Source organism: Corynebacterium sp. NML130628, assembly GCF_001875665.1.
Lineage (GTDB): Bacteria > Actinomycetota > Actinomycetes > Mycobacteriales > Mycobacteriaceae > Corynebacterium.
Genome location: NZ_MLAL01000016.1, coordinates 341221 through 362675, shown reverse-complemented (window position 1 = coordinate 362675; position 21455 = coordinate 341221). Strand labels below are relative to the sequence as shown.

Below are 21455 nucleotides of genomic sequence, written 5' to 3'. Positions count from 1 at the left end.
CGGCGTGGCTGTATCACGTCACATCGACAGATGACACGCTCACAGCGCTAGAAAATCTGGGCGGGGTCTACCAATTCGGCACTGGTGGTGGTGTGGAGTTGCTTGCAGAGATTCGGCGTGTCGCTGACCTGGAATCTCGAGAGCCCGTCGTACGCCTGGTCCTCGGAGGAGCCGGGGACGCGCCCACGTTGTGGGCGCACTCGCCGGCAGCGCAAGCACTCACAGATGCCGGAGCATTGATAGTTATCGGAAATGACGGTCTCTATCACATACTGGTCCCCAGTTTCGAAGATCGCGGTGTTTACTGGCGTTGGTTCGAAGATGCTCTACGCCCACCTGAGCCTGACTGGCTTTCTCCCGGAGAAGCCGATCATATGCTGCGGACAGCCACAGATCAGGCAGCGGCAATGATTGAAGCAGTGGCGCACCCCAACGAAACTCTTTCGGCGCCTCGGCTGACTGTCGGTCACATCAGCGACTTTTATGACACCCCGGGGCTGCCTGGTACAACTAATCCGCGAGCGGCCCAAATCTTTGCCCGCGCTGACAGAGTGTCCGCCATAATCGAGACTGTTAAAGAGCGCCTTGGGGACCACACCTTTGACCAACACCTTCTGGTCCTGGGTAAGAGCATCCGGGCGGCCCGGACCGCAGGAGTCGCCGAAGCTGTGCGAGATTTTAAGACTACTTAAGAGGCCTTGGGCGGACTGGAGTACAGCAGTCAATGCGACAGGGCGTGCCGTTTTCAGTGCAACCCTGAACCGTCAGGGTCGACAATGTGGGAGGCGTTTTTTCATCGCCGATGCACTCCACGATGTCGACAATCATCGCAGCGAACTCAGGTTCCAGACCAATAGTTGGAACCCGCGTCAATCCAACGCCGAGGGCATCACACGTCGCTTTTAACTCGGTATCCAGGTCCCACACGACTTCCATGTGGTCGGTCAAAAAGCCGATCGGTACGCAAATGATGTGCGTAACGCCCTCTTGGTGGAGTTCCTTCACCCGGTCGACAATGTCCGGCTCTAACCACGGAGTGCGAGGATCCCCAGAGCGCGACTGCCAAACGTTTTCGTACACCTGTACTCCAGCATGCTCTGCGACGAGTTGCGACGATTCAAGGACCTGCCGTGAGTAGAGGTTCGCGTCATCTTTGCCACCTGCAGCGTCGTCCGCTGCAGTGGGAATTGAATGCGCCGAAAAAAGGATCCGGGTAGTCGATAGTTCCTCACGATCTATCGACGCCACCGCTTTCCTCAAAAAGTCACCGGTGAGTTGCACAAACGTGGGGTGTCCGTAGAACTGCCACAGTTTTGTGAAGTTCAGCTCTGGGTAGGCCTGGTGCAGCTTCGCGATATCTTCATCGTACTGGCGACAAGCGGAATATCCACCCCAAGCGCTTGTAGCGAATACTAAAACATTACGGTGTCCAGCTTCAAACATCTCGCGAGCGGTATCTTCTGCGAAAGGATGCCAGTTGCGGTTACCGAAGTACACAGGAAGCTCATGCCCGCGTGACCGCAGGACGACACGTAGCTGTTCTACGATTTCCAGGTTTTGACCATTGATAGGGCTTACACCATCGAAGTGGAAATAGTGCTCGCCGACCTTTTCTAAACGTTCCTTTGGGATACCTCGACCTCGCGTTACGTTCTCGAGGAAAGGAATTACCTCGTCGTTTCCTTCTGGCCCACCGAACGAAAGTAAGAGCAGCGCATCGAAATCTTTGAGTGACATGGTGCTTGATTCTAATGAACTAAAGCAGGCGGACTGCATTCGCGGACATACCAGCCCATCGAACTGGAGCAATTTGTACATTTTGACCAGCTTGAGGGGCCTCGATCATCATGCCATCACCGAGATAAATCGCTACGTGTTGGCTACCGCCGGGCCCCCAGAATAAAAGATCGCCTCGCTGCGCTTCGCTCGGAGCCACGGGGGTTCCGCGCTGATACTGGTAGCCCGTGTAGTGAGGCAAGGAAATACCAACGCCAGCGAATGCGTAGAGCACAAGTCCAGAGCAGTCAAAACCAGACATGCTTCCACCGTTGACGCCGACAGTCGGGCCATTAGCGTCACCACCGCCCCACACGTACGGTGTACCGATCATCGCCTCGGCACGTGCAATTACTGTCTCAACCGATGAAGAATTAGCTGACGGAGTCAGAGCAGACCGAACCTCATTCGTAATGGATTCGAAGGTGCCCACAGCAGGAACGACCTGAGATAGGTCCGAAGCACCAGTCTCTGGTTGGCTCGCGGAGGAGTCGGCAGCGAGAACGCTATTAAGACCTTGTGCGAATGCAGCGATGACCTCATTGGTACTCGAGCCTCCGTAGGGGCTTAGCGTTTCGGAGTGGTCAGGCTGCGACGACCCTACGAGAGCTTCTGCTGCAGCGATGGTCGCTGCCTGCGTGAGCAAATCAGTGACCTCGCTTCCTTCGGAGTACTCCAGCCGCGCGGTGTCCGATTGGTCGGAAACTTCCACAAACCCCCCGGTGCGCTGGGCGGTGTTGACCGCCTGAACAAGTGCCTGTTCATTTGGGGCACTTGTTCCAGGAGCAATTTCGCTTACTCGCTCTTCGACGGCGTCGAGAAGTTCAGGCGAAACGTCATATAGTTCGGTCGGTGCGTCTTGCACTTGCTCTCGGCTTGATGCCGGTTGGCCAGACGCACCGCGTTCAAGAGCAACATCCTCTTCAAGACTGCTTAGCTCGGCAGAAGCCGCTTCACGCTGTTGGAGAACGCCTTCGAGTTGAGAAGACAAAGAATCGAGCTCAGAACGGGTCGCGGCTTCAGCGGCTACAGCCTCATCTGCTGCCTGCTGTGCTAGATCGCTAGCCTGACGCTGAAGAGACTCATCGTTTGCGGCTTCGAGGCGAGCTTGCTCGACCTCTGCTAATCTCTGCTGTTTCTCCCCACTACGCTGGCGGAGGAAAAGTGATCGATCCAAAACATCCTTTTGCGTCTGCTCACCACCAAGTGACTGGAGTGGGCCCCCACCAGCAGAATTGCGGTACTGTGATCGAGTTACAGCTGAGAGTTCAGCCCTCGCTTTCTCAACAGCGAGCTGGGACTGTTCCAAACGTCGCTTGGCCTCCTCGGCGCCACGACGCGCCTGTTCAGAACGGGACTGAGCATCGTGCAAGTCCACAAAGGCACGGTTCGCGGCCTCTCGAAGCTCGCCAATCTTTAAATCCAAATCCGCAATCTCAGCCTGCGATGCTGACAGCTTGGCAATGAGTGCAGACGCCGTGGACTGACCTCCAGGTGCAGCTACGGCAGGACTTACGGGTGAGCTCATGGAAAAGGCCAATGCAAAAGTGGTTGAACACGCAATAGCGCTGGACCAAAGCTGGCGAGCACGCGAAGGCGTGCGCTTCGATGGGGTAACCACGAAGGTGCTCCTCACGCCACACCCAGCTTGAAGCCGTGCGGGGTGCCCCTCGTGTTCGCCAGCGAGTGACTAGCTCGCGTTTAGGCGCGCACGACTTTCGAGGACCCCGCCCGCCAAGGCAAGTGCGGCTCTGTTAAATCGACTACTGAAAATTCGCCCCATGGTTGTGGGTGTCACAAAATTCAAGCGTGGTTTGACTAAAACCACTTATGTTTAAGGTCAGTGCAAAATCCTTGACTAGAGGGTTGCACCAGATGCATTTGTGGCACACCTCAGCTCGTGAGGCAACAAATAAACCATACGACACTTAATCAATTTGTTACACAAACTTTACCTCTGGCAACAATAGTTAAGCTTTTTCACTTGACACCCAGGGCTTTGACCTGGCATTATCTCCCGACGTATCCCACAATGTGATTATCGTTACACTGAAACCGCTTTTCGCACCGTCAAGGTGTTAGGCTTGACGAACGCTTTGGGTGACAGTTGCAGCGCAAGCCAGAATTAGCACTGCTGCTATGGCCAGAGGTGTTAATGGCCAACTGAGTTGCTGCGTGGATACCTCTTGGAGAAATTGAGCAACCCCATCCTGGTAATCGTTCGCCTGCACGGAGGCTAGCTGCCCAGCCTCGAGTGCGGACCGATGAAATTTTTCAGACGCAGCAATAGCGACGTCAGGAGTGCGAATGTAGATGGTTTCTATTCCTGTGGCGAGGTGCAGGTCCTGCGCAAGATCCCGCAAATTGGGGATGTGTAGCGGGGTAGAGTCAAGAAAAACTAGCCCAACGTTAGACCCCGCACCTTCGTGGGCATCCTCCAGAGTTCTGAATAACGACTGCTCAAGCCTGCCAGTGTCGTCATTGACAGTTTCGAACGCAATGCCGTCGCTATTGAGTTGGCCTACAAGACTCTCGAATCTTGGGTCAGGGTTTTGGTATTGCATGGCTCGACTACATCTCTCTTTGATTGGTTGGGGGTTCATTTTATCCGCTCTCATCATGTTGGCTCTGAGCTCCCCCGTATTGACACCGCCATTGACATGCCCAGCCTTGCCAGACATGTGGATCGTGCCCCAAATGGGGGGGTTAGCTTTAATTCTTTGCGAAATAGTCCTGTTGGGCAACAAACATTACATCCGTACTGTTATCATTGCTACGCATAGGCGGTTAATCGCATATCTTTGAGGTTGACCGTTTGGAACTTGTTCCAAGTTATCTGGTTTACGACGAGAAACGGAGCTTACTGTGACCGAAAGCAAGAACTCCTTCAACGCCAAGAAGTCGCTTCAGGTCGGCGAAAAGTCTTATGACTACTTCGCTCTTGATGCGGTCGAAGGCATGGAGAAACTTCCATACTCCCTCAAAGTTCTTGGTGAAAACCTCCTCCGTACCGAGGACGGCAAGAACGTTACCAAGAAGCACATCGAGGCTATCGCGAATTGGGACGCAGATGCTGAGCCATCTGTGGAGATTCAGTTCACACCAGCCCGCGTGTTGATGCAGGACTTCACCGGCGTCCCTTGTGTCGTCGACTTGGCTACCATGCGTGAAGCGGTCTCGACTCTTGGTGGCGACCCTGATCAGGTGAACCCGCTGAACCCAGCTGAAATGGTCATTGACCACTCGGTGATTATCGAAGCGTTCGGTTCTGCCAACGCGCTTGATAAGAACGTGGCAATTGAGTACCAGCGCAATGAGGAGCGCTACCAGTTCTTGCGCTGGGGTGCGGAAAACTTCTCCAACTTCCGCGTTGTTCCGCCAGGGACCGGTATTGTTCACCAGGTCAACATTGAGTACCTGTCCCGCGTTGTGTTCGATAACGACGGCGTTGCTTACCCGGATACATGCATCGGCACCGACTCCCACACCACCATGGAAAACGGTCTGGGCATTCTGGGTTGGGGCGTTGGTGGCATCGAAGCTGAAGCTGCGATGCTTGGCCAGCCAGTGTCGATGCTGATTCCACGCGTTGTTGGTTTCAAACTCACAGGTGAAATTCCCGCCGGCGTAACCGCTACGGACGTAGTGCTGACGATCACCGAGATGCTCCGCGAGCACGGTGTAGTCCAGAAGTTCGTTGAGTTCTACGGCAACGGCGTGAAGCAGATCCCGCTTGCAAACCGTGCAACGATCGGCAACATGTCGCCGGAGTTCGGTTCCACGTGCGCAATTTTCCCAATCGACGAAGAAACCATCAACTACCTGCACCTCACCGGGCGTTCCCAGGAGGATATCGACCGTGTGGAAGCATACGCTAAGGCACAGGGCATGTGGCTTGAGCAGGACGCTCCTGAGGCCAAGTACTCCGAGTACCTGGAACTTGACTTGTCCACGGTAGTACCGTCCATTGCTGGCCCGAAGCGCCCGCAGGACCGCATTCTCCTGTCTGAGTCCAAGGCTACGTTCCGTAAGCAGTTGCCAGACTACAACGACGCTGGCAACGAGACCTTCGAGCCGGTTCGCGCCGCGAAGGTTGAAACAGTTGATTTCAATCAGTCCTGGCCGGCAAATGGCGAGTCCGCCGCGGTTGGTGCTGAGGGACGCGCATCGAAGCCAGTCATTGTTGAATCCCCTCAAGGTGGCGAGTACACCCTTGACCACGGCATGGTGGCGATCGCAGCAATCACGTCGTGCACCAATACCTCCAACCCATCGGTCATGGTTGGCGCTGCGCTTCTCGCGCGCAAGGCTGCCGAAAAGGGTCTGAAGGCAAAGCCATGGGTCAAGACGATCATGGCGCCTGGTTCCCAGGTTGTCGATGGTTACTACGAGCGTGCGGATCTCTGGAAGGATCTCGAGGCTGTTGGCTTCTACCTCACTGGATTCGGCTGCGCATCGTGCATCGGCAACTCTGGCCCTCTGCCTACGGAAGTTTCCGACGCCATCAACGAGTACGACCTAACGGCTACGGCAGTGCTGTCCGGCAACCGTAACTTCGAGGGTCGCATTTCGCCAGACGTGAAGATGAACTACCTGGCATCTCCTCTGCTCGTTATCGCTTACTCCATCGCGGGCACGATGGATTTCGATTTCGAGACGCAGCCACTTGGCCAGGACCAGGACGGCAACGACGTCTTCCTGAAGGATGTTTGGCCTTCCACTGAGGAGATTGAGTCGACCATTGCTGGTACGATCTCTCGCGAGATGTACGAGGCTGACTATGCTGACGTATTCAAGGGCGACAAGCAGTGGCAGGAACTCGACATTCCTACCGGGAAGACTTTCGAGTGGAACGACGACTCCACCTACATTCGCAAGGCGCCGTACTTCGACGGAATGCCAGCGGAGCCAAACGATGTTGCCGATATCGCTGGCGCTCGGGTCCTCGCCAAGCTGGGCGACTCTGTGACGACAGACCACATCTCTCCTGCTTCGTCCATTAAGCCTGGTACGCCTGCCGCAAACTACCTGGATGCAAACGGTGTGAAGCGTCAGGACTACAACTCCTTTGGTTCCCGCCGTGGTAACCACGAGGTCATGGTCCGCGGTACGTTCGCGAACATCCGTCTTCGCAACGAGCTCGTTGAGGACGCCGGTGGCTACACCCGTGACTTCACCCAGGAAGGCGCACCACAGGCGTTTATCTACGACGCCGCGCAAAACTATGAGGCTGCTGGTATTCCGCTTGTTGTCCTCGCTGGTAAGGAATACGGCACCGGTTCTTCTCGTGACTGGGCAGCTAAGGGCACGAAGCTGCTTGGTGTCCGCGCTGTGATCGCTGAATCCTTCGAGCGTATTCACCGCTCGAACCTCATCGGCATGGGCGTGCTGCCACTGCAGTTCCCTGAAGGCAAGTCGCATGCATCGCTCGGACTCGATGGCACCGAGACGATCTCAATTAGTGGCATCACTGCTTTCAATGAGAACGGCACGATCCCTCAGACCGTCCGCGTTTCCGCAGAGAAGGATTCCGGCGAAACCGTCGAATTCGACGCTGTTGTCCGTGTAGATACACCAGGTGAGGCTGAATACTACCGCCACGGTGGTATTTTGCAGTATGTTCTTCGCCAGATGGTTAAGAACTAACACCGTAGGTACGTAAACACGCTTGAGGGGTCCCCGCGGCATGTGGTGGCCCCTCAAGTCTTTCTTTTTCTATGTACGCAATTAGTAGGTCGAAAGGTTGAACGCCTGACTATGCCGATCATTAGTGATACAGAGCTTGCGCGGCGTCGCAAAGAAATTTTGGATGCATCCAGGGCATGCTTCGCCAAGTACGGGTTTGAAGGAGCTACTGTAGCTCGTTTGGAACAGGCCACTGGTAAGACCAGGGGTGCCATCTTTCATCACTTCGTAGACAAAGAGACGTTGTTTCTCGCCATTGCGAGTGAGGACGCAGAACGTCAAGCTCAGGTAGTGAGTCGGCAAGGTCTTGTCGAGGTTATGCACGATCTATTACAGCACCCAGAAGAAAACGACTGGTTTGTGACGCGTTCGGAAATCGTTCGAAAGCTCCGTACGGACCCAGCATTTGAGACCCGGTGGCGGAAGCATCAGGAAGTGCTTGACGAAGCCGTGCGCAAAAGGCTGGAGTCGAACACTGCTATGCGGCAAGATGTGCCGATTGAAGTGATGCAAACTTACCTAGAAACTGTACTTGAAGGATTCATTATTAAGTTGGCTGCAGGCGAACCGCCTGAACAGCTTGAAGCAATGCTTCACGTTGTGGAGCAATCCGTTCGTGCTCCGGTTTCTAGCTAGCTACCGGGAGATATAGACTGTTCGTCATGTCTAAGTTGCTTATGGTGTCGCTGCGAAATGGTGAGATCGGTGCTGACGTTGCTCACGCCGAATACAACGACGTACTGAAAGCAACGAAGATGGAACGAACAGCTATAGAGCTCTGCCATATCTCTGACGAACACGCACAGCTGAGTTCGCTGGATTCAGTTGATGGCGTAATCGTTGGGGGTTGCTCGCTCAACGTTTCCGATGACGACAGCTCTGAGTGGTCACAGCATGTCGACGCAGTGCTCACTGACGTGGTGGAGTCTGGAAAGCCAGTGTTTTTTGTCTGTTTCGGCACGAGTTGGCTGGTCCACTACCTCGGAGGGAACATCGTGCGCTCGCACCCAGAGGATTCCGGTCCGACTCAAGTAGCGCTCTCTGACGCTGGCAAACGCGATGTGCTGCTTCAGGGTTTTCCGGTGAACTTCACCGCATTAACGGGGCACACGGAGAACCCTGACGAGGCCACCCTCCCACCCGCTCTTGAGGTATTGGCAGTGGGCAGCACCTGTCCAGTACAGATGGTGCGATATGGGGACCATGTTTGGGCGACGCAATTTCACGCGGAGATGGACGCTCAAGCAATGCACACTCGCATGGATTTTTTCGCTAATTACGGGTACTTCTCACCGGAAGACTATGACACCATTGTCCAGGGGTTACCTCTCCACGATGTTTCGTGGGCCAACAGAATTTTGGAATCATTTGCGCAGTACAGCGCGGGTTGAATAGATACAATGGGCTGCTGATAGCTACAATTCCTTGTTATGCATGCAATCATTACAACCACTGGTAAAGACCGCGTAGGCATTATCGCAGGCGTTGCTATCGCCGCGGCTGAGGTCAACCTCAATATTGTAGATGTTTCCCAGACTCTTATGGATGACTTCTTCACCATGATCATGCGTGTGGAACTTCCCGAGGGCGATGTGAACATGGAATCCCTGCAGAACCATCTTTCTGTGGCGGGTGAATCACTGGGCGTCGTTGTCCGGATTCAGTCGGAAGACCTGTTCACCGCTATGAACGAAATCTAAGGAGACACTGCTGTGGCTGTAGATTTTGATTTCAAGTCTCAACATATTCTTGATGTCATCAAGATGATTGAAGACTATCGGCTGGACATACGCACAGTGACGATGGGGATTTCACTCATTGGTTGTACGCGTCCGACCATGGAGGCAACCCGCCAGGCGGTCTACGACCGCGTCACGACCCAGGCGGCCCGACTTGTAGAGGTATGCGAGGGCATCGAGCGTGAACTCGGAATCCCGATCGTGAACAAGCGTGTCTCTGTCTCCCCCATTGCCCTCGTAGCAGCTGGGGTGGATGGCAACCCAGTAGAGATTGCTAAGGCGCTTGATAAAGCAGCTAGCGAGCTGGGGGTCAACTTCGTTGGAGGGTACTCGGCACTCGTCGAAAAAGGTGCCACAACTTCTGATATGCGACTCATCGAGTCCATTCCAGAGGCTCTAACCGTTACTGACAACGTGTGTGGCTCGGTGAACATTGCTACTTCTCGTGCTGGTATCAATATGGATGCTGTCGCGAAGATGGGGCGCGTCGTGAAGGACGCAGCGGAGCTAACCAAGGAGCGCTCGTCGATCGCATGCGCAAAGCTTGTCGTGTTCGCGAATGCTGTGGGCGACAACCCGTTTATGGCGGGCGCATTCCATGGCATTGAGGAACCAGATGCGGTTGTTTCTGTCGGCGTATCAGGACCTGGTGTTGTCGACAATGCGATTCAGCGACTTGGAAAAGCCAGCTTGAATGAGGTAGCTGAAGAAATCAAGAAGGCTGCGTTCAAGATCACCCGTGCAGGCCAGCTGGTCGGAAACCTTGCTTCGGAACGCCTTGGGGTCCCGTTCGGCATCGTCGACCTTTCTTTGGCGCCGACTGCTGAAGTTGGTGACTCCGTTGCGCACATTCTCGAGCACATGGGACTGGAGCAAGTGGGCACGCACGGCACGACGGCCGCGCTCGCGCTTCTTAACGACGCCGTCAAAAAAGGCGGCATGATGGCATGCTCTCGCGTTGGTGGGCTTTCAGGCTCCTTTATTCCGGTTTCGGAGGACAAGGGCATGATCGATGCAGTACGCGCGGGTTCGATTTCTATGGACAAACTCGAGGCTATGACCTCGATCTGCTCCGTCGGTTTCGACATGATCGCCATCCCGGGCGACACCTCCGCGGAAACCATCGCTGGCATGATCGCCGATGAAGCTGCCATCGGCGTCATGAACCATAAGACAACCGCTGCTCGCCTCATTCCCGTCCCAGGCACAAAACCAGGCGACGAGGTGAACTTCGGCGGACTTCTCGGCTACGCGCCAGTGATACCGGTCAATACGAAGAGCAGCGCAGAAATGATCCAGCGCGGTGGATTTATCCCTGCCCCGGTGCACGGATTCCGCAACTAAAAGCTGAGCGGTGGGCCTATTTTCAACCAAATAGGAAGTAGGCCATCCACCCAAACATATTTACACCACCGACCACCGGTGCCCAGCCCCACTTTGGTCCCCGAACGTTGCAACTATCGGTGCGCGCCAAGTGTACAAGCGCTGTAGTTTTCCCCAGCAAGTCGATTGTGGCGAGACTCGCAATGAGCTTCCTTTCCCTTGCGGACATGCCACTCCAACTATTGCGAACATCTAGTAGCAAAGCTTCGAAGCGTTTCTTATTCATGGACACCACGTTACCCCGAGTTCACTATGCCAATTCGACGATCTCCATATACTCGTCACTCCACAGGTCTTCATCACCTTCAGGCATGATGATCACTCGCTCTGGCTCGAGCGCTTTGACGGCTCCAGGGTCGTGCGTCACGAGTACAACAGCGCCGGTATAAGTTTTCAGCGCATCTAACACCTGCTGCCGGGACTGCGGGTCCAGGTTGTTCGTCGGCTCGTCAAGAAGAAGGACGTTCGCGCGCGAGGAAACGAGCGTTGCCAATGCCAGCCTCGTTTTCTCACCACCTGATAGTGTTCCAGCTGGTTGGTCTAGCTTGTCTCCTGAAAACATGAACGCCCCAAGTAGCCCTCGAAGATCCTGCTGCCCTGCATCAGGGCAGGCTTCGATCGTGTTTTCCCAGACTGTTTTGTTGCCGTCGATCGTGTCGTGCTCCTGAGCGAAGTAGCCAATCTTTAAACCGTGCCCTGATACGACTCCACCTTCCCCGTCAGTGCATTCGACGCCGGCAAGCAATTTAAGCAACGTCGTTTTACCTGCACCATTCGTGCCAAGCACTACGACACGGGATCCTTTATCTACTGCCAAATCGACGCCAGCGAATACTTCGAGGGACCCATACATTTTGGTGAGCCCTTTGCCAAACAACGGAGTCTTGCCGCAAGGTGCTGGCGTCGGAAAGGAAATAGACGCTACCCTATCCGCGACACGAACGTCATCAAGCTCACCCATCATGCGCTCTGCGCGAGCAAGCATCTGCTTGGCAGCTGCAGCTTTCGTCGCCTTCGCTCCCAGTTTTGCAGCCTGCTTCTGAAGCGCAGAGGCTTTCTTTTCCGCATTAGCGCGTTCACGACGCCTCCGCGCTTCGTCGAGTGCCCTGGCATCTTGATACTTCTTAAAGCCCATGTTGTAGACATCGGCCTCAGCGCGTACAGCGTCGAGGAACCAGATCTTATTGCACACCGCGTCAAGCAGTTCGACATCGTGCGAAATCATGATGAGCCCACCTTCGTGCTTGCTCAAAAATGAACGCAGCCACGTGATCGAGTCCGCGTCGAGGTGGTTCGTAGGTTCGTCCAGAAGCAACGTGGTTTGGGACTTGCCTGATCCAGCGCGGGACGCGAAAAGAATCTGCGCTAATTCCACACGACGCCTCTGCCCACCACTGAGTGTGCTGAGCTGTTGATCAAGTACGCGTGCAGGAAGACCGAGGTTATCGCAGATTTGCGCTGCCTCTGCGTTGGCCTCGTACCCGCCCAAGGCGTGGTACTGCTCCTCGAGACGTGAAAACTTCTCAATCGCCTTATCTCGTGTGGACCCGTCTGACTCTTCCATGATCGCCCGCTGACGATCCATCGAACGTTGGATCTGATCGAGACCGCGCGCAGAAAGAACCCGGTCTCGCGCGCTCTGCTCAATATTGCCTTCTTTAGAGTCTTGCGGAAGATATCCAATCTCGCCGGCACGGGTAACCGTTCCCCCGTAGGGTTCTGTTTCTCCCGCAAGGATACGCATCGTGGTGGTCTTCCCGGCGCCGTTGCGGCCGACAAGGCCGATTCGGTCACCGGGTTGGACCCTGAGATGCTGTCCCGGGGCTTCGAGAAGCGTCCGAGCCCCTACGCGAACTTCGAGATCAGTAGTAACAATCACAGAGGGTTACTCTACAAGGCCGGGTCAGTAGACGAAAACGTGATTTAGACGGCGAATCCCAGCGCGCGCAGCTGTTCGCGGCCTTCCTCCGTAATCATCTGCGGCCCCCACGGTGGCATCCACACCCAGTTGATAACGACCTCTTCGCATGCAGTGTTTGACGTAATAGCCTGATTTGCTTGCTCCTCGATGACGTCGGTAAGTGGGCATGCAGGCGAAGTCAACGTCATGTTCACAACAGCGCGGTGAACATTGTCTGTGGTCTCCACCCACACGTCGTAGACAAGGCCGAGGTCCACAACGTTAATCCCCAACTCGGGGTCGATGACGTCGTGCAAGTACTCCTCTACTTCTGCACAAATCTTGAGCTGCTCTTCAGTCTGCTCTGGCCGCTCATCATTGTCACCGAGATTCGAAGCGTGATCGTTGTCCACCATATTTTCGCCTTTCTATTTTTCTAGCGCCTCGGATGTGGCAGCTTCAAACGCTTTCCAACCCAACAACGCACACTTGACGCGTGCTGGGAATTTGGAGACACCACCGAACGCGATGCCGTCCCCAATTACTTCCGGGTCTCCTTGCTTCGTTCCACGAGAAGTGATCATTTCCTCAAAGGAATGCAGTTTCTCCATCGCTTCTTCCACAGGTAGTCCGACTATTTCCTCGGTCATCACACTTGTTGAGGCCTGGGAGATTGAGCAACCTTGAGCATCGTAAGACACATCTTCAACAAGCTTGCCGTCAGGAGAAAGGTGAACACGAAGCGTCAGCTCGTCACCGCACGATGGATTCACGTGGTGGACTTCCGCTTCAAACGGCTCTCGTAGTCCCTTGTGTCGCGGGTTCTTATAGTGATCCAAGATTACTTCTTGGTACATGGACTCTAGGTTCATTGTCTAGGACACCTCCTCGACTCCGAAAAAGCGGCGAGCTTCACGAATGGCGTTGACCAGCACGTCTAATTCTTCTTTGGTGTTGTACAGGTAGAAACTCGCTCGTGATGTTGCTTGCATACGCAGTTCCCGGTGAGCCGGCCACGCGCAGTGATGCCCTGTCCGGATAGCAACGCCATGGGCGTCGAGTACCTGGCCCAGATCATGCGGATGCACGCCCTCCACAGTAAAGGCGATCGCACCCCCTCGCTGATCAGCCACGGTAGGACCTGCTATCACGAGTCCAGGGATCTCCTGCATCTTCTCCAGCGCATACTCAGTAAGCATGTGCTCGTGGCGCTGAATGTGGCTCATGCCGATGGACTCCAGGAATTCTACGGCTGCGCCGAGCCCGACTACCTGGCTTGCCATCTGCGTACCCGCTTCGAAACGCTGCGGAGTCGGGGCATACGTAGATGAATCCATTTTGACGATCTCGATCATGGAGCCGCCCGTTAAGAACGGCGGAAGTTCCCGAAAGATTGCCTTTCGTGCATACACCGCACCAACGCCTGACGGCCCACACATCTTGTGCCCAGAGAACGCAGCGAAGTCGACGTCAAGGTCATGAAAATTCACCGGCATATGCGGAACAGACTGGCAAGCGTCAAGCACTGTGAGCGCACCCACCATTTTCGCCCGACGAACGATTTCGTCGACATCTGCTACTGCGCCAGTAACATTCGACTGGTGGGTAAAGGCGACAACCTTCACTGTGTCGTCTAGCTCAAGGCTGTTCAAATCAATGCGGCCATCTGAGGTCATCGAATACCACTTGAGAGTCGCGCCAGTACGGCGAGCTAACTCTTGCCAGGGCACGAGGTTTGCGTGATGCTCCAACTCGGTGACAACAATCGTGTCTCCTTGTTTCACTTGATAGTCCCCTGCCCGGTCATCACCGAGCACGTAAGCTACCAGGTTCAGAGCTTCAGTAGCGTTCTTGGTGAACGCAATCTCTTCCCCATCAGCACCAACGAAGTTGGCGATTCGCTCACGGGCGGATTCATAGGCATCGGTAGCCTCTTCAGCCAGCTGGTAAGAACCTCGGTGTACTGGAGCAAAGGTGTTCAGAACAAACTCTTGTTCAGCGTCCCACACTGACTGTGGTCGCTGGGAGGTTGCGCCGGAGTCCAGGTACACCAGTGGCTTCCCATCGCGCACAGTCCTACTAAGAATCGGAAACTCTGCGCGAATCGCGTCGGTGTTCAGTGTTCCATCGGAATGTACGTATCCCATTAGATGAACTTTTCGTATCCCTCTGCCTCAAGAACATCAGCCAACGAGGCGTCGCCTGTCTGAATAACCTTTCCGTCCGCGAAAATATGGATGAAATCAGGCTTGACGTACTCCAGGATTCGCTTGTAGTGAGTAATCATGAGTACGCCACCGTTGGTCTCCTCTTGGTAGCGGTTGATGCCATTGGAAACGATACGGAGCGCGTCCACATCAAGACCGGAGTCTGTTTCATCCATGACGGCAAACTTCGGCTTCAGCAGCGACAACTGCATGACCTCGTGACGCTTCTTCTCACCACCCGAGAAGCCTTCGTTCACCGAACGCTCCGTGAACGACGAATCCATCTTGAGCTGGTCACGCGCATCATTGAGCTCACGGACCCAATCGCGCAGCTTTGGTGCTTCGCCGCGAACAGCGGTTACAGCAGAACGCATAAAGTTCGAGGAGGAAACACCCGGAACCTCGACTGGGTACTGCATAGCTAGGAAAAGACCGGCACGTGCTCGTTCATCGATATCCATCTCAAGGAGGTTCTCGCCGTCAAGCAATACCTCGCCTTCGGTGACCTCATAGCGTGGGTGGCCTGCGATTGTGTATGCAAGCGTGGACTTTCCGGACCCATTAGGCCCCATGATGGCATGAGTCTCACCGCCCTTAATGGTGAGGTTGACGCCTTTGAGAATGGGAGTGGGTTCCTGGCCTTCTTCGGTTGGCAGGACATTTGCGTGCAGGTTCTTAATTTCCAGGGTAGACATAGTTTTACTGGCTCCTTTTCGTATTACTGGTTCGTTTGCTCGAGCTCTCCGGCGACTCGTGCAACGAGTTCTTCACGGAGGTCTTCGAGTGGGATCTGGTTGAGAACTTCGTTGAAGAAGCCACGAATAATCAGACGCGTTGCTTCATCCTCTGGGATGCCCCTGGACCGCAAATAGAATACTTGCTCGTCGTCGAAGCGGCCTACGGTAGCTGCGTGGCCAGCCCCGGCAATTTCACCGGTCTCGATTTCGAGGTTTGGAATCGCGTCAGCGCGGGCACCATCCGTCAACACCAGGTTTCGGTTCGTTTCATACGTGTCTGTCCCGTGCGCGCCCGCCCGAATTAGCACATCGCCGACCCAGCAGGTTCGTGCCTCTGGCAGGTTTGATGCCTTGTCACCTTGCAGTGCGCCCTTGTACAGCACGTTCGAGCGACAGTTCGGGACGCTGTGGTCGACAAGCATGCGGTTTTCGATGTACTGGCCAGCGTCAGCAAAGTACACACCGTTGAGTTCGACGTCTGCACCTGGAGCCGCAAACTTGACTCGAGGGGTGAGGCGCACGATTTCGCCACCAAACGCAGCGACGTTGTGGCGCAGCACCGCGTCGCGTTCCATCAAGATGGACTGCTGGCCGATGTGGACTGCATCCAAGTCCCAGTCGGTGTCTACCACCGCACGCACATGGGCACCTTCACCGATATGCCAGTTCACATTGTCTGCGTGAACACCGGTGCCACCATACTTGACTACGATGTCTGCCTCTGCGTGCGTTCCAACCTCGAAGAGGATCGTCGCAAATGATGTCAGGTCTGTGCCTGCTCCAGTGACGGTAACGGTGATAGGGGTCGACAATTTACTGTTCTCAGGCACAGTAATCAAAGTGCCCGCCTTCGCATTGGACCATGCTTGTGCTGCAACTCGATCTACAGGTGCGCCCGCTACCTTAAGTCGCTCGTCAGTTGCGTCTAGTTCCTCGACGACCACCTCATTTGGAGCATCGATCGTAATCTTAGCGGTCGCTTGCTGCGAGAACTCTCCGGTGTGCAAACCACGAATGCGGCGAAGCGGAATAAACCGCCAAACTTCGTCGCGACCGCGTGGAACGGGAAAATCCTCTACGCTGAACGAGGAAAACAGGTCCCCCTTGTTGTTGTGGGGAGTCGCATTCGATACGGGATTAATCGTTGAAGTCATGGTGATTAGCCCACCGATCCTTCCATTTGCAGTTCGATCAGACGGTTGAGTTCCAGGGCGTATTCCATCGGGAGCTCCTTGGCAATAGGTTCGACGAAGCCACGAACAATCATCGCCATGGCTTCTTCTTCAGCAATGCCGCGGGACATCAGGTAAAACAGCTGCTCTTCGGAGACTTTGGACACCTTTGCTTCGTGTCCGAGGGTGACCCGATCGTTCCTAATATCGTTATAAGGGTAGGTGTCTGAGCGAGAAATATCGTCGACAAGCAGTGCATCACATTCTACGTTTGATGCAGAGTTATGCGCGTTTGCGTTGATCTGGACAAGTCCACGGTAGGCGGCACGGCCACCACCGCGTGCAACTGATTTCGAAACGATAGAGCTCGATGTGTGAGGCGCCATATGTGTCATTTTGGCACCGGTGTCCTGGAACTGCCCTTCACCAGCGAACGCAACGGAAAGTACCTCGCCTCGCGCATGCTCACCAGTCATCCACACTGCCGGGTACTTCATCGTGACCTTCGAGCCGATGTTGCCATCGACCCATTCCATTACCGCGCCTTCCTCGGCTTTAGCACGCTTCGTCACAAGGTTATACACGTTGTTCGACCAGTTTTGGATGGTGGTGTATCGGCAGCGGCCACCCTTCTTAACGATGATTTCGACGACTGCGGAGTGCAACGAATCCGACTTGTAAATTGGAGCCGTGCAACCCTCAACGTAGTGCACATATGCATCCTCATCAACGATGATCAGTGTGCGCTCGAACTGTCCCATGTTCTCGGTGTTAATGCGGAAGTACGCCTGGAGCGGGATATCAACGTGAACGCCTGGTGGAACGTAAATAAACGAACCTCCGGACCAAACAGATGTGTTCAGCGCCGAGAACTTGTTGTCGCCGGCTGGAATTACTGACCCGAAGTATTCCTTGAACAGGTCCTCGTGCTCGCGGAGTGCGGTGTCTGTATCAACGAAGATGACGCCCTTCTTTTCGAGGTCTTCACGGATTTGGTGATAAACAACTTCGGATTCGTACTGTGCGGCAACGCCTGCAACAAGTCGCTGTTTCTCTGCCTCAGGGATGCCCAGCTTGTCGTAGGTGTTCTTGATGTCCTCCGGTAGGTCTTCCCAGCTCGTAGCAGGTTGCTCGGTAGAGCGCACGTAGTACTTAATGTTATCGAAATCGATGCCACTAAGGTCCGCACCCCACGTAGGCAATGGTTTCTTTTCGAAGATGTCCAACGCCTTTAGACGCTGTTCCAGCATCCACTCTGGCTCTTCCTTAATGCCTGAGATTTCCTTGACAACTTCGGTGTTCAGGCCACGCTTAGCTGCCTGCCCCGCAGTATCTGGGTCATGCCAGCCGTAGTTGTAGCTACCGATCGACTCGATAATTTCATCGTCGTTCATTGGTTTCTCTAAACCGGGTGCGGGATTAGCTTTTGTCATTATTTTCCGCTCCTTTCAGATACGTTATATTTCGGCCCGTGAACAGCAGTAAGCGGGATGTTCGTTGTACAGACGCCGTTTCCCTCAGTGATAGAGGCGAGTGGCTGAATATGTCGTCCCACAATCGCAGCGATCATCTCTTGCTCGGCTTCACAAATCTCTGGATGTGCAGAAGCCACTTGCGATACCGGGCAGTGGTGCTGGCAGATTTGAATCCCTCCGCCTGCTTGAGTGACTGAAGCGACATATCCGTGACGCTCTAACACGGACACGAGTTCCGCAACGACGGATACGACCTCGTCTCCGGTTGAATCTTCCGATATGGACTCAACACCTTCGACGATTCTTTCTATTCTGGCTTTGGCGAACTCTTTAACGGCTTCTGGACCGCCAAGTGCCTCGATAGTTTCGATCGCTTCCAGCGCCATTTCTTCATAGTTGCTGCCGAAACTGTTGCGGCCCTCTTCTGTCAAACAGTAATGTTTTGCGGGACGGCCACGAGGAGTTTCCTCCCCAGCAACCGGCAATGGCTCACACGTCTCTACGAGTCGAGCTTCGGCGAGTTTATCTAAGTGTCGCCGAATACCTGCGGCGGATATCCCTGTTCGCTCACCGAGTGTTGATGCGGTCACAGGTCCGTACTTCAGAAGAAGAGACATCACTCGCTTCCTGGTACCGCCATCAACCGACCGCGCTTGGTTCAACACTCATTCACCTCGCTTTGATCTCTGACTTTCCAACCGACTGGCTGTCTACCGACCGGCTTTACACAACACTACTGTGTCCTAATTCATTGTGCACGTTTAGCTCGATAGTTCGGCTACAATCTTGCCTGTGCTGTTCCAGGATTCACCGTTTCGGTCATTGTTCGATGCAGTTCCTCGCATCGGTAAACCTGGTTCACGATCGGCGGGGCTTCACCGTTCTTCGCAAGAAGTGTGGCGGAGCCAGGACTTTCGGTCAACCAATTACGCAGAGCAGAACCGATTCGCGCTCTGTCGCTGGCTTGGATTGGTTGGCACGCTTCTCATCGGTTTAGGTGGCCTCGGCGGCGGGGCTTTGCCAGTTGTCGACAACCCGTGGTTCTCACTACCCGGTGGTGCGTTCCTTGGCCGAATGATGCACGCCTCGTCCTCGATCGTCTTGTTCGGCGTGGGCCTGCTTGTCACTGCTTGGCTCTGCATGGGTCCATTCGTGGGGGTAAGCGGCCACCGACCACGGGTATCGACGTCGCTTCTCATGCGAACGTTTGTGGCTTGGGTAGTGCCCTTGCTGATCACCGCCCCCCTTTTCACACAAGACATCTACTCTTATTTAGCGAACGGTGCCATTGTCCGCTTTGGCCTTGATCCTTATTCCGCCGGCCCGGTCGAACTGCTGGGAACAGAGCACCACCTAGCACGCTCCGTTCCTTTTATTTGGGCGCATTCGCCGAGCCCCTACGGCCCTGTCGCATTAGGCATCGCGGCGGCTATTTCGAGTATGACTGCGGACTCGATTGTTCTCGGGGTTATTGCTCACCGTCTTGTTTCGCTCGGTGGTGTATTAGCAGCAGCGTGGGGCATCCGTAAGATTGCCCGTCGCTGCGGAGTTCCCGGAACCGCCGCTCTGTGGCTCGGGATCTTGAATCCGCTTACAATCCTTCATCTCATCGGCGGTATTCATAACGAGGCGATCATGCTCGGATTTGTACTGGTCGGATTCGAGCTAGGCCTACGTGGAATCGACCTACTGAGGGTCATCAGCTCGGGGCAGGCGTGGGGCTGCCTGACTCTTTCCGCGATTTGCATTACCTGTGGCGGGCTCGTGAAAGTGACGGGCTTTATCGGTCTCGGGTTTATTGGGATGGCAATCGCTCGAGTGCTTGCGCAACGCCAACGAAAGGCTCCGGCTCTGGGCATCGCGATTGCGTTTCAGACTATTATGCTCCTATTAACGATAGCCGCTGTTTCTGTCGTAACTGGTATCAGTCTCGGATGGGTCACTGGACAAGGCGGTGCTGCGTCGATTAGAAGCTGGCTTTCGGTATCGACAGACGTCGGCGTGGTCAGCGGTTTCGTCGGGATGCTCTTAGGCCTTGGAGATCATATCGATGCAATACTCATTGTCACCCGTGGCATAGGGATTGCGATCGCGGTGGCTTTTCTCATTCGTTTGCTTTGGGCCACGTTGCGGGGTGCCATCCATCCTGCGGGTGGTCTTGGCGTCGCAACGCTTGTGCTTGTTATCTTTTTCCCCGTCGTCCATCCCTGGTACCCGTTGTGGGCGATTTATCCCCTTGCCGCGTGGGCGAACAGGTTCTTTTTCCGTGCAGGCGTTGCGGTGTATTCGGCCGCGTTTAGCTTTTTAGTGTTACCACGTGGGCTTGGCCTTCAGGCAAAAACGGTTTTCACGATCTATGGTGTCGCGGCCTGCTGCTTTACAGCTTTTCTTGCTATTGCGTTTCTGTGGTACCGACGCTCCGGCGCAAGCAAGCTAAACTAGCTATCCATGAACGTGCCTGTTCTCTCAGTTGATAATGTGAAGAAGACTTTTGGGGCAGTTACAGCGGTCGATGGAGCGTCGTTTTCAGCTAAGCAAGGTACCGTGCTGGCCCTGCTCGGTCCGAATGGGGCCGGCAAGACCACAACCATAGAAATGTGCGAGGGGTTTACGCGGCCTACTTCCGGAACCATTACTGTGCTGGGTGAGAATCCCGCGACGCACCCTCAACGCGTACGGGACCGGATTGGGATCATGCTGCAGGGTGGCGGGTCCTATTCGGGAGTTAAAGTTCGAGAAATGCTGAATTTGTCGGCTTCATACAACGCGAATCCCCACGATCCGCAGTGGCTCATGGAGCTCCTGGGGCTCGAAGGAGTGGCTAATACGACGTATCGACGCCTCTCTGGCGGCCAAAAACAACGCTTGTCCCTAGCGCTAGCACTCATCGGGCGACCTGAACTTGTATTCCTCGACGAGCCAACCGCTGGGATGGATGCACAGTCCCGCAATGCTGTGTGGGACATTGTTTCAGCTCTGAAACGCGACGGTACGACCATCGTCTTAACCACCCACCTCATGGACGAGGCAGAGTCACTCGCTGACAACATCGTGATTATGGATCACGGAAAGGTTGTCGCGGAGGGAACACCGACTGATCTGACTAGTGGATCTTTCGAGGCGCAGGTCTCCTTCGGCACAGCGCAGCCACTGGATCTGGATGCGATCGAGAGGAATGCAGTGCAGCTCCAACTTGAGGCAACCATCTCGCAGGTTCGTCCGCTGCGTTACGTAGTTCGTGGCACGGTTTCGCCCGAACTCGTTGCATGGATAGTCCAGGAAGCACTCAAACAGTCTGTACTGATTAGAGATATGCAGGTCAGCCATATGAATTTGGAAGAAGTGTTTTTGACGATCACTGGTAAGGAACTAAGGAGCTAG

At 54.8% G+C, this 21455-nt stretch carries 20 protein-coding genes; 7 read left to right on the top strand and 13 right to left on the bottom strand.

Features of this window, described 5'->3' with window-relative positions; all coding sequences use genetic code 11:
- Positions 1-47: 47 nt before the first annotated feature.
- The 4 genes from BJP07_RS11570 to BJP07_RS04680 all read right to left on the bottom strand — a co-directional run bounded on the left by BJP07_RS11570 (position 48) and on the right by BJP07_RS04680 (position 4457).
- A complete protein-coding gene (locus BJP07_RS11570; protein WP_177222514.1) occupies positions 48-200 on the bottom strand; it encodes a hypothetical protein in 153 nt (50 codons plus the stop codon).
- Between the two features lie 484 nt (positions 201-684).
- A complete protein-coding gene (locus tag BJP07_RS04690; protein ID WP_071566288.1) occupies positions 685-1737 on the bottom strand; it encodes a ferrochelatase in 1053 nt (350 codons plus the stop codon).
- A 19-nt stretch (positions 1738-1756) separates the two neighbouring features.
- Entirely contained in the window at positions 1757-3304 is a 1548-nt protein-coding gene (locus BJP07_RS04685) for an NlpC/P60 family protein (RefSeq protein ID WP_083584083.1), read from the bottom strand.
- 550 nt (positions 3305-3854) lie between these two features.
- Complete coding sequence (locus BJP07_RS04680) at positions 3855-4457, bottom strand: DUF6676 family protein (RefSeq protein ID WP_071566286.1); 603 nt, start codon at positions 4455-4457, stop codon at positions 3855-3857.
- A 184-nt stretch (positions 4458-4641) separates the two neighbouring features.
- On the opposite strand from BJP07_RS04680, the gene acnA reads away from it, so the two are divergent.
- From acnA to BJP07_RS04655, 5 genes are all read left to right on the top strand, one after another.
- Positions 4642-7422 carry an aconitate hydratase AcnA gene (gene acnA / locus BJP07_RS04675; protein WP_071566285.1) on the top strand — a complete coding sequence of 927 codons (2781 nt, stop codon included), beginning with the start codon at positions 4642-4644 and terminating at the stop codon, positions 7420-7422.
- Positions 7423-7533: 111 nt separating this feature from the next.
- Positions 7534-8097, top strand: coding sequence for a TetR/AcrR family transcriptional regulator (locus BJP07_RS04670; protein ID WP_071566284.1), 564 nt, complete (start codon positions 7534-7536; stop codon positions 8095-8097).
- A gap of 26 nt (positions 8098-8123) precedes the next feature.
- Positions 8124-8852, top strand: coding sequence for a hypothetical protein (locus tag BJP07_RS04665; RefSeq protein ID WP_071566283.1), 729 nt, complete (start codon positions 8124-8126; stop codon positions 8850-8852).
- Between the two features lie 39 nt (positions 8853-8891).
- Positions 8892-9161, top strand: a complete 270-nt coding sequence (locus tag BJP07_RS04660) for an ACT domain-containing protein (RefSeq protein WP_071566282.1) — start codon at positions 8892-8894, stop codon at positions 9159-9161.
- Between the two features lie 12 nt (positions 9162-9173).
- Entirely contained in the window at positions 9174-10544 is a 1371-nt protein-coding gene (locus tag BJP07_RS04655) for a PFL family protein (protein ID WP_071566281.1), read from the top strand.
- Between the two features lie 22 nt (positions 10545-10566).
- Here the strand turns inward: BJP07_RS04655 and BJP07_RS11565 are convergent, their stop codons facing one another.
- The 9 genes from BJP07_RS11565 to BJP07_RS04610 all read right to left on the bottom strand — a co-directional run bounded on the left by BJP07_RS11565 (position 10567) and on the right by BJP07_RS04610 (position 18739).
- Positions 10567-10752: a PLDc N-terminal domain-containing protein gene (locus tag BJP07_RS11565; protein ID WP_369822319.1), complete on the bottom strand. Its 186-nt coding sequence runs from the start codon at positions 10750-10752 to the stop codon at positions 10567-10569.
- 81 nt (positions 10753-10833) lie between these two features.
- The gene (locus tag BJP07_RS04645) at positions 10834-12462 is read right to left on the bottom strand and encodes an ABC-F family ATP-binding cassette domain-containing protein (protein WP_071566280.1); all 1629 of its coding nucleotides are present in this window, start codon (positions 12460-12462) and stop codon (positions 10834-10836) included.
- Between the two features lie 44 nt (positions 12463-12506).
- Entirely contained in the window at positions 12507-12899 is a 393-nt protein-coding gene (locus BJP07_RS04640; protein ID WP_071566279.1) for a metal-sulfur cluster assembly factor, read from the bottom strand.
- A 12-nt stretch (positions 12900-12911) separates the two neighbouring features.
- On the bottom strand, positions 12912-13355 hold the full coding sequence (sufU, locus tag BJP07_RS04635; RefSeq protein WP_071566278.1) for a Fe-S cluster assembly sulfur transfer protein SufU: 444 nt from the start codon (positions 13353-13355) through the stop codon (positions 12912-12914).
- Positions 13356-13358: 3 nt separating this feature from the next.
- Entirely contained in the window at positions 13359-14630 is a 1272-nt protein-coding gene (locus tag BJP07_RS04630) for a SufS family cysteine desulfurase (RefSeq protein ID WP_071566277.1), read from the bottom strand.
- Positions 14630-15385, bottom strand: a complete 756-nt coding sequence (gene sufC, locus BJP07_RS04625; RefSeq protein ID WP_071566276.1) for a Fe-S cluster assembly ATPase SufC — start codon at positions 15383-15385, stop codon at positions 14630-14632. The genes BJP07_RS04630 and sufC overlap by 1 nt, the downstream gene beginning before the upstream one ends.
- Positions 15386-15408: 23 nt before the next feature.
- On the bottom strand, positions 15409-16581 hold the full coding sequence (gene sufD / locus BJP07_RS04620) for a Fe-S cluster assembly protein SufD (RefSeq protein WP_071566275.1): 1173 nt from the start codon (positions 16579-16581) through the stop codon (positions 15409-15411).
- 5 nt (positions 16582-16586) lie between these two features.
- A complete protein-coding gene (gene sufB / locus BJP07_RS04615; protein ID WP_071566274.1) occupies positions 16587-18032 on the bottom strand; it encodes a Fe-S cluster assembly protein SufB in 1446 nt (481 codons plus the stop codon).
- Positions 18032-18739 (bottom strand): metalloregulator ArsR/SmtB family transcription factor, encoded by a 708-nt coding sequence (locus BJP07_RS04610; RefSeq protein WP_071566273.1) that lies wholly within the window; start codon positions 18737-18739, stop codon positions 18032-18034. The genes sufB and BJP07_RS04610 overlap by 1 nt, the downstream gene beginning before the upstream one ends.
- 127 nt (positions 18740-18866) lie before the next feature.
- On the opposite strand from BJP07_RS04610, the gene mptB reads away from it, so the two are divergent.
- Together mptB and BJP07_RS04600 are read left to right on the top strand one after the other, a co-directional pair.
- Positions 18867-20516 carry a polyprenol phosphomannose-dependent alpha 1,6 mannosyltransferase MptB gene (gene mptB / locus BJP07_RS04605; RefSeq protein ID WP_143109660.1) on the top strand — a complete coding sequence of 550 codons (1650 nt, stop codon included), beginning with the start codon at positions 18867-18869 and terminating at the stop codon, positions 20514-20516.
- Positions 20517-20522: 6 nt separating this feature from the next.
- On the top strand, positions 20523-21455 hold the full coding sequence (locus BJP07_RS04600; protein WP_071566272.1) for an ABC transporter ATP-binding protein: 933 nt from the start codon (positions 20523-20525) through the stop codon (positions 21453-21455).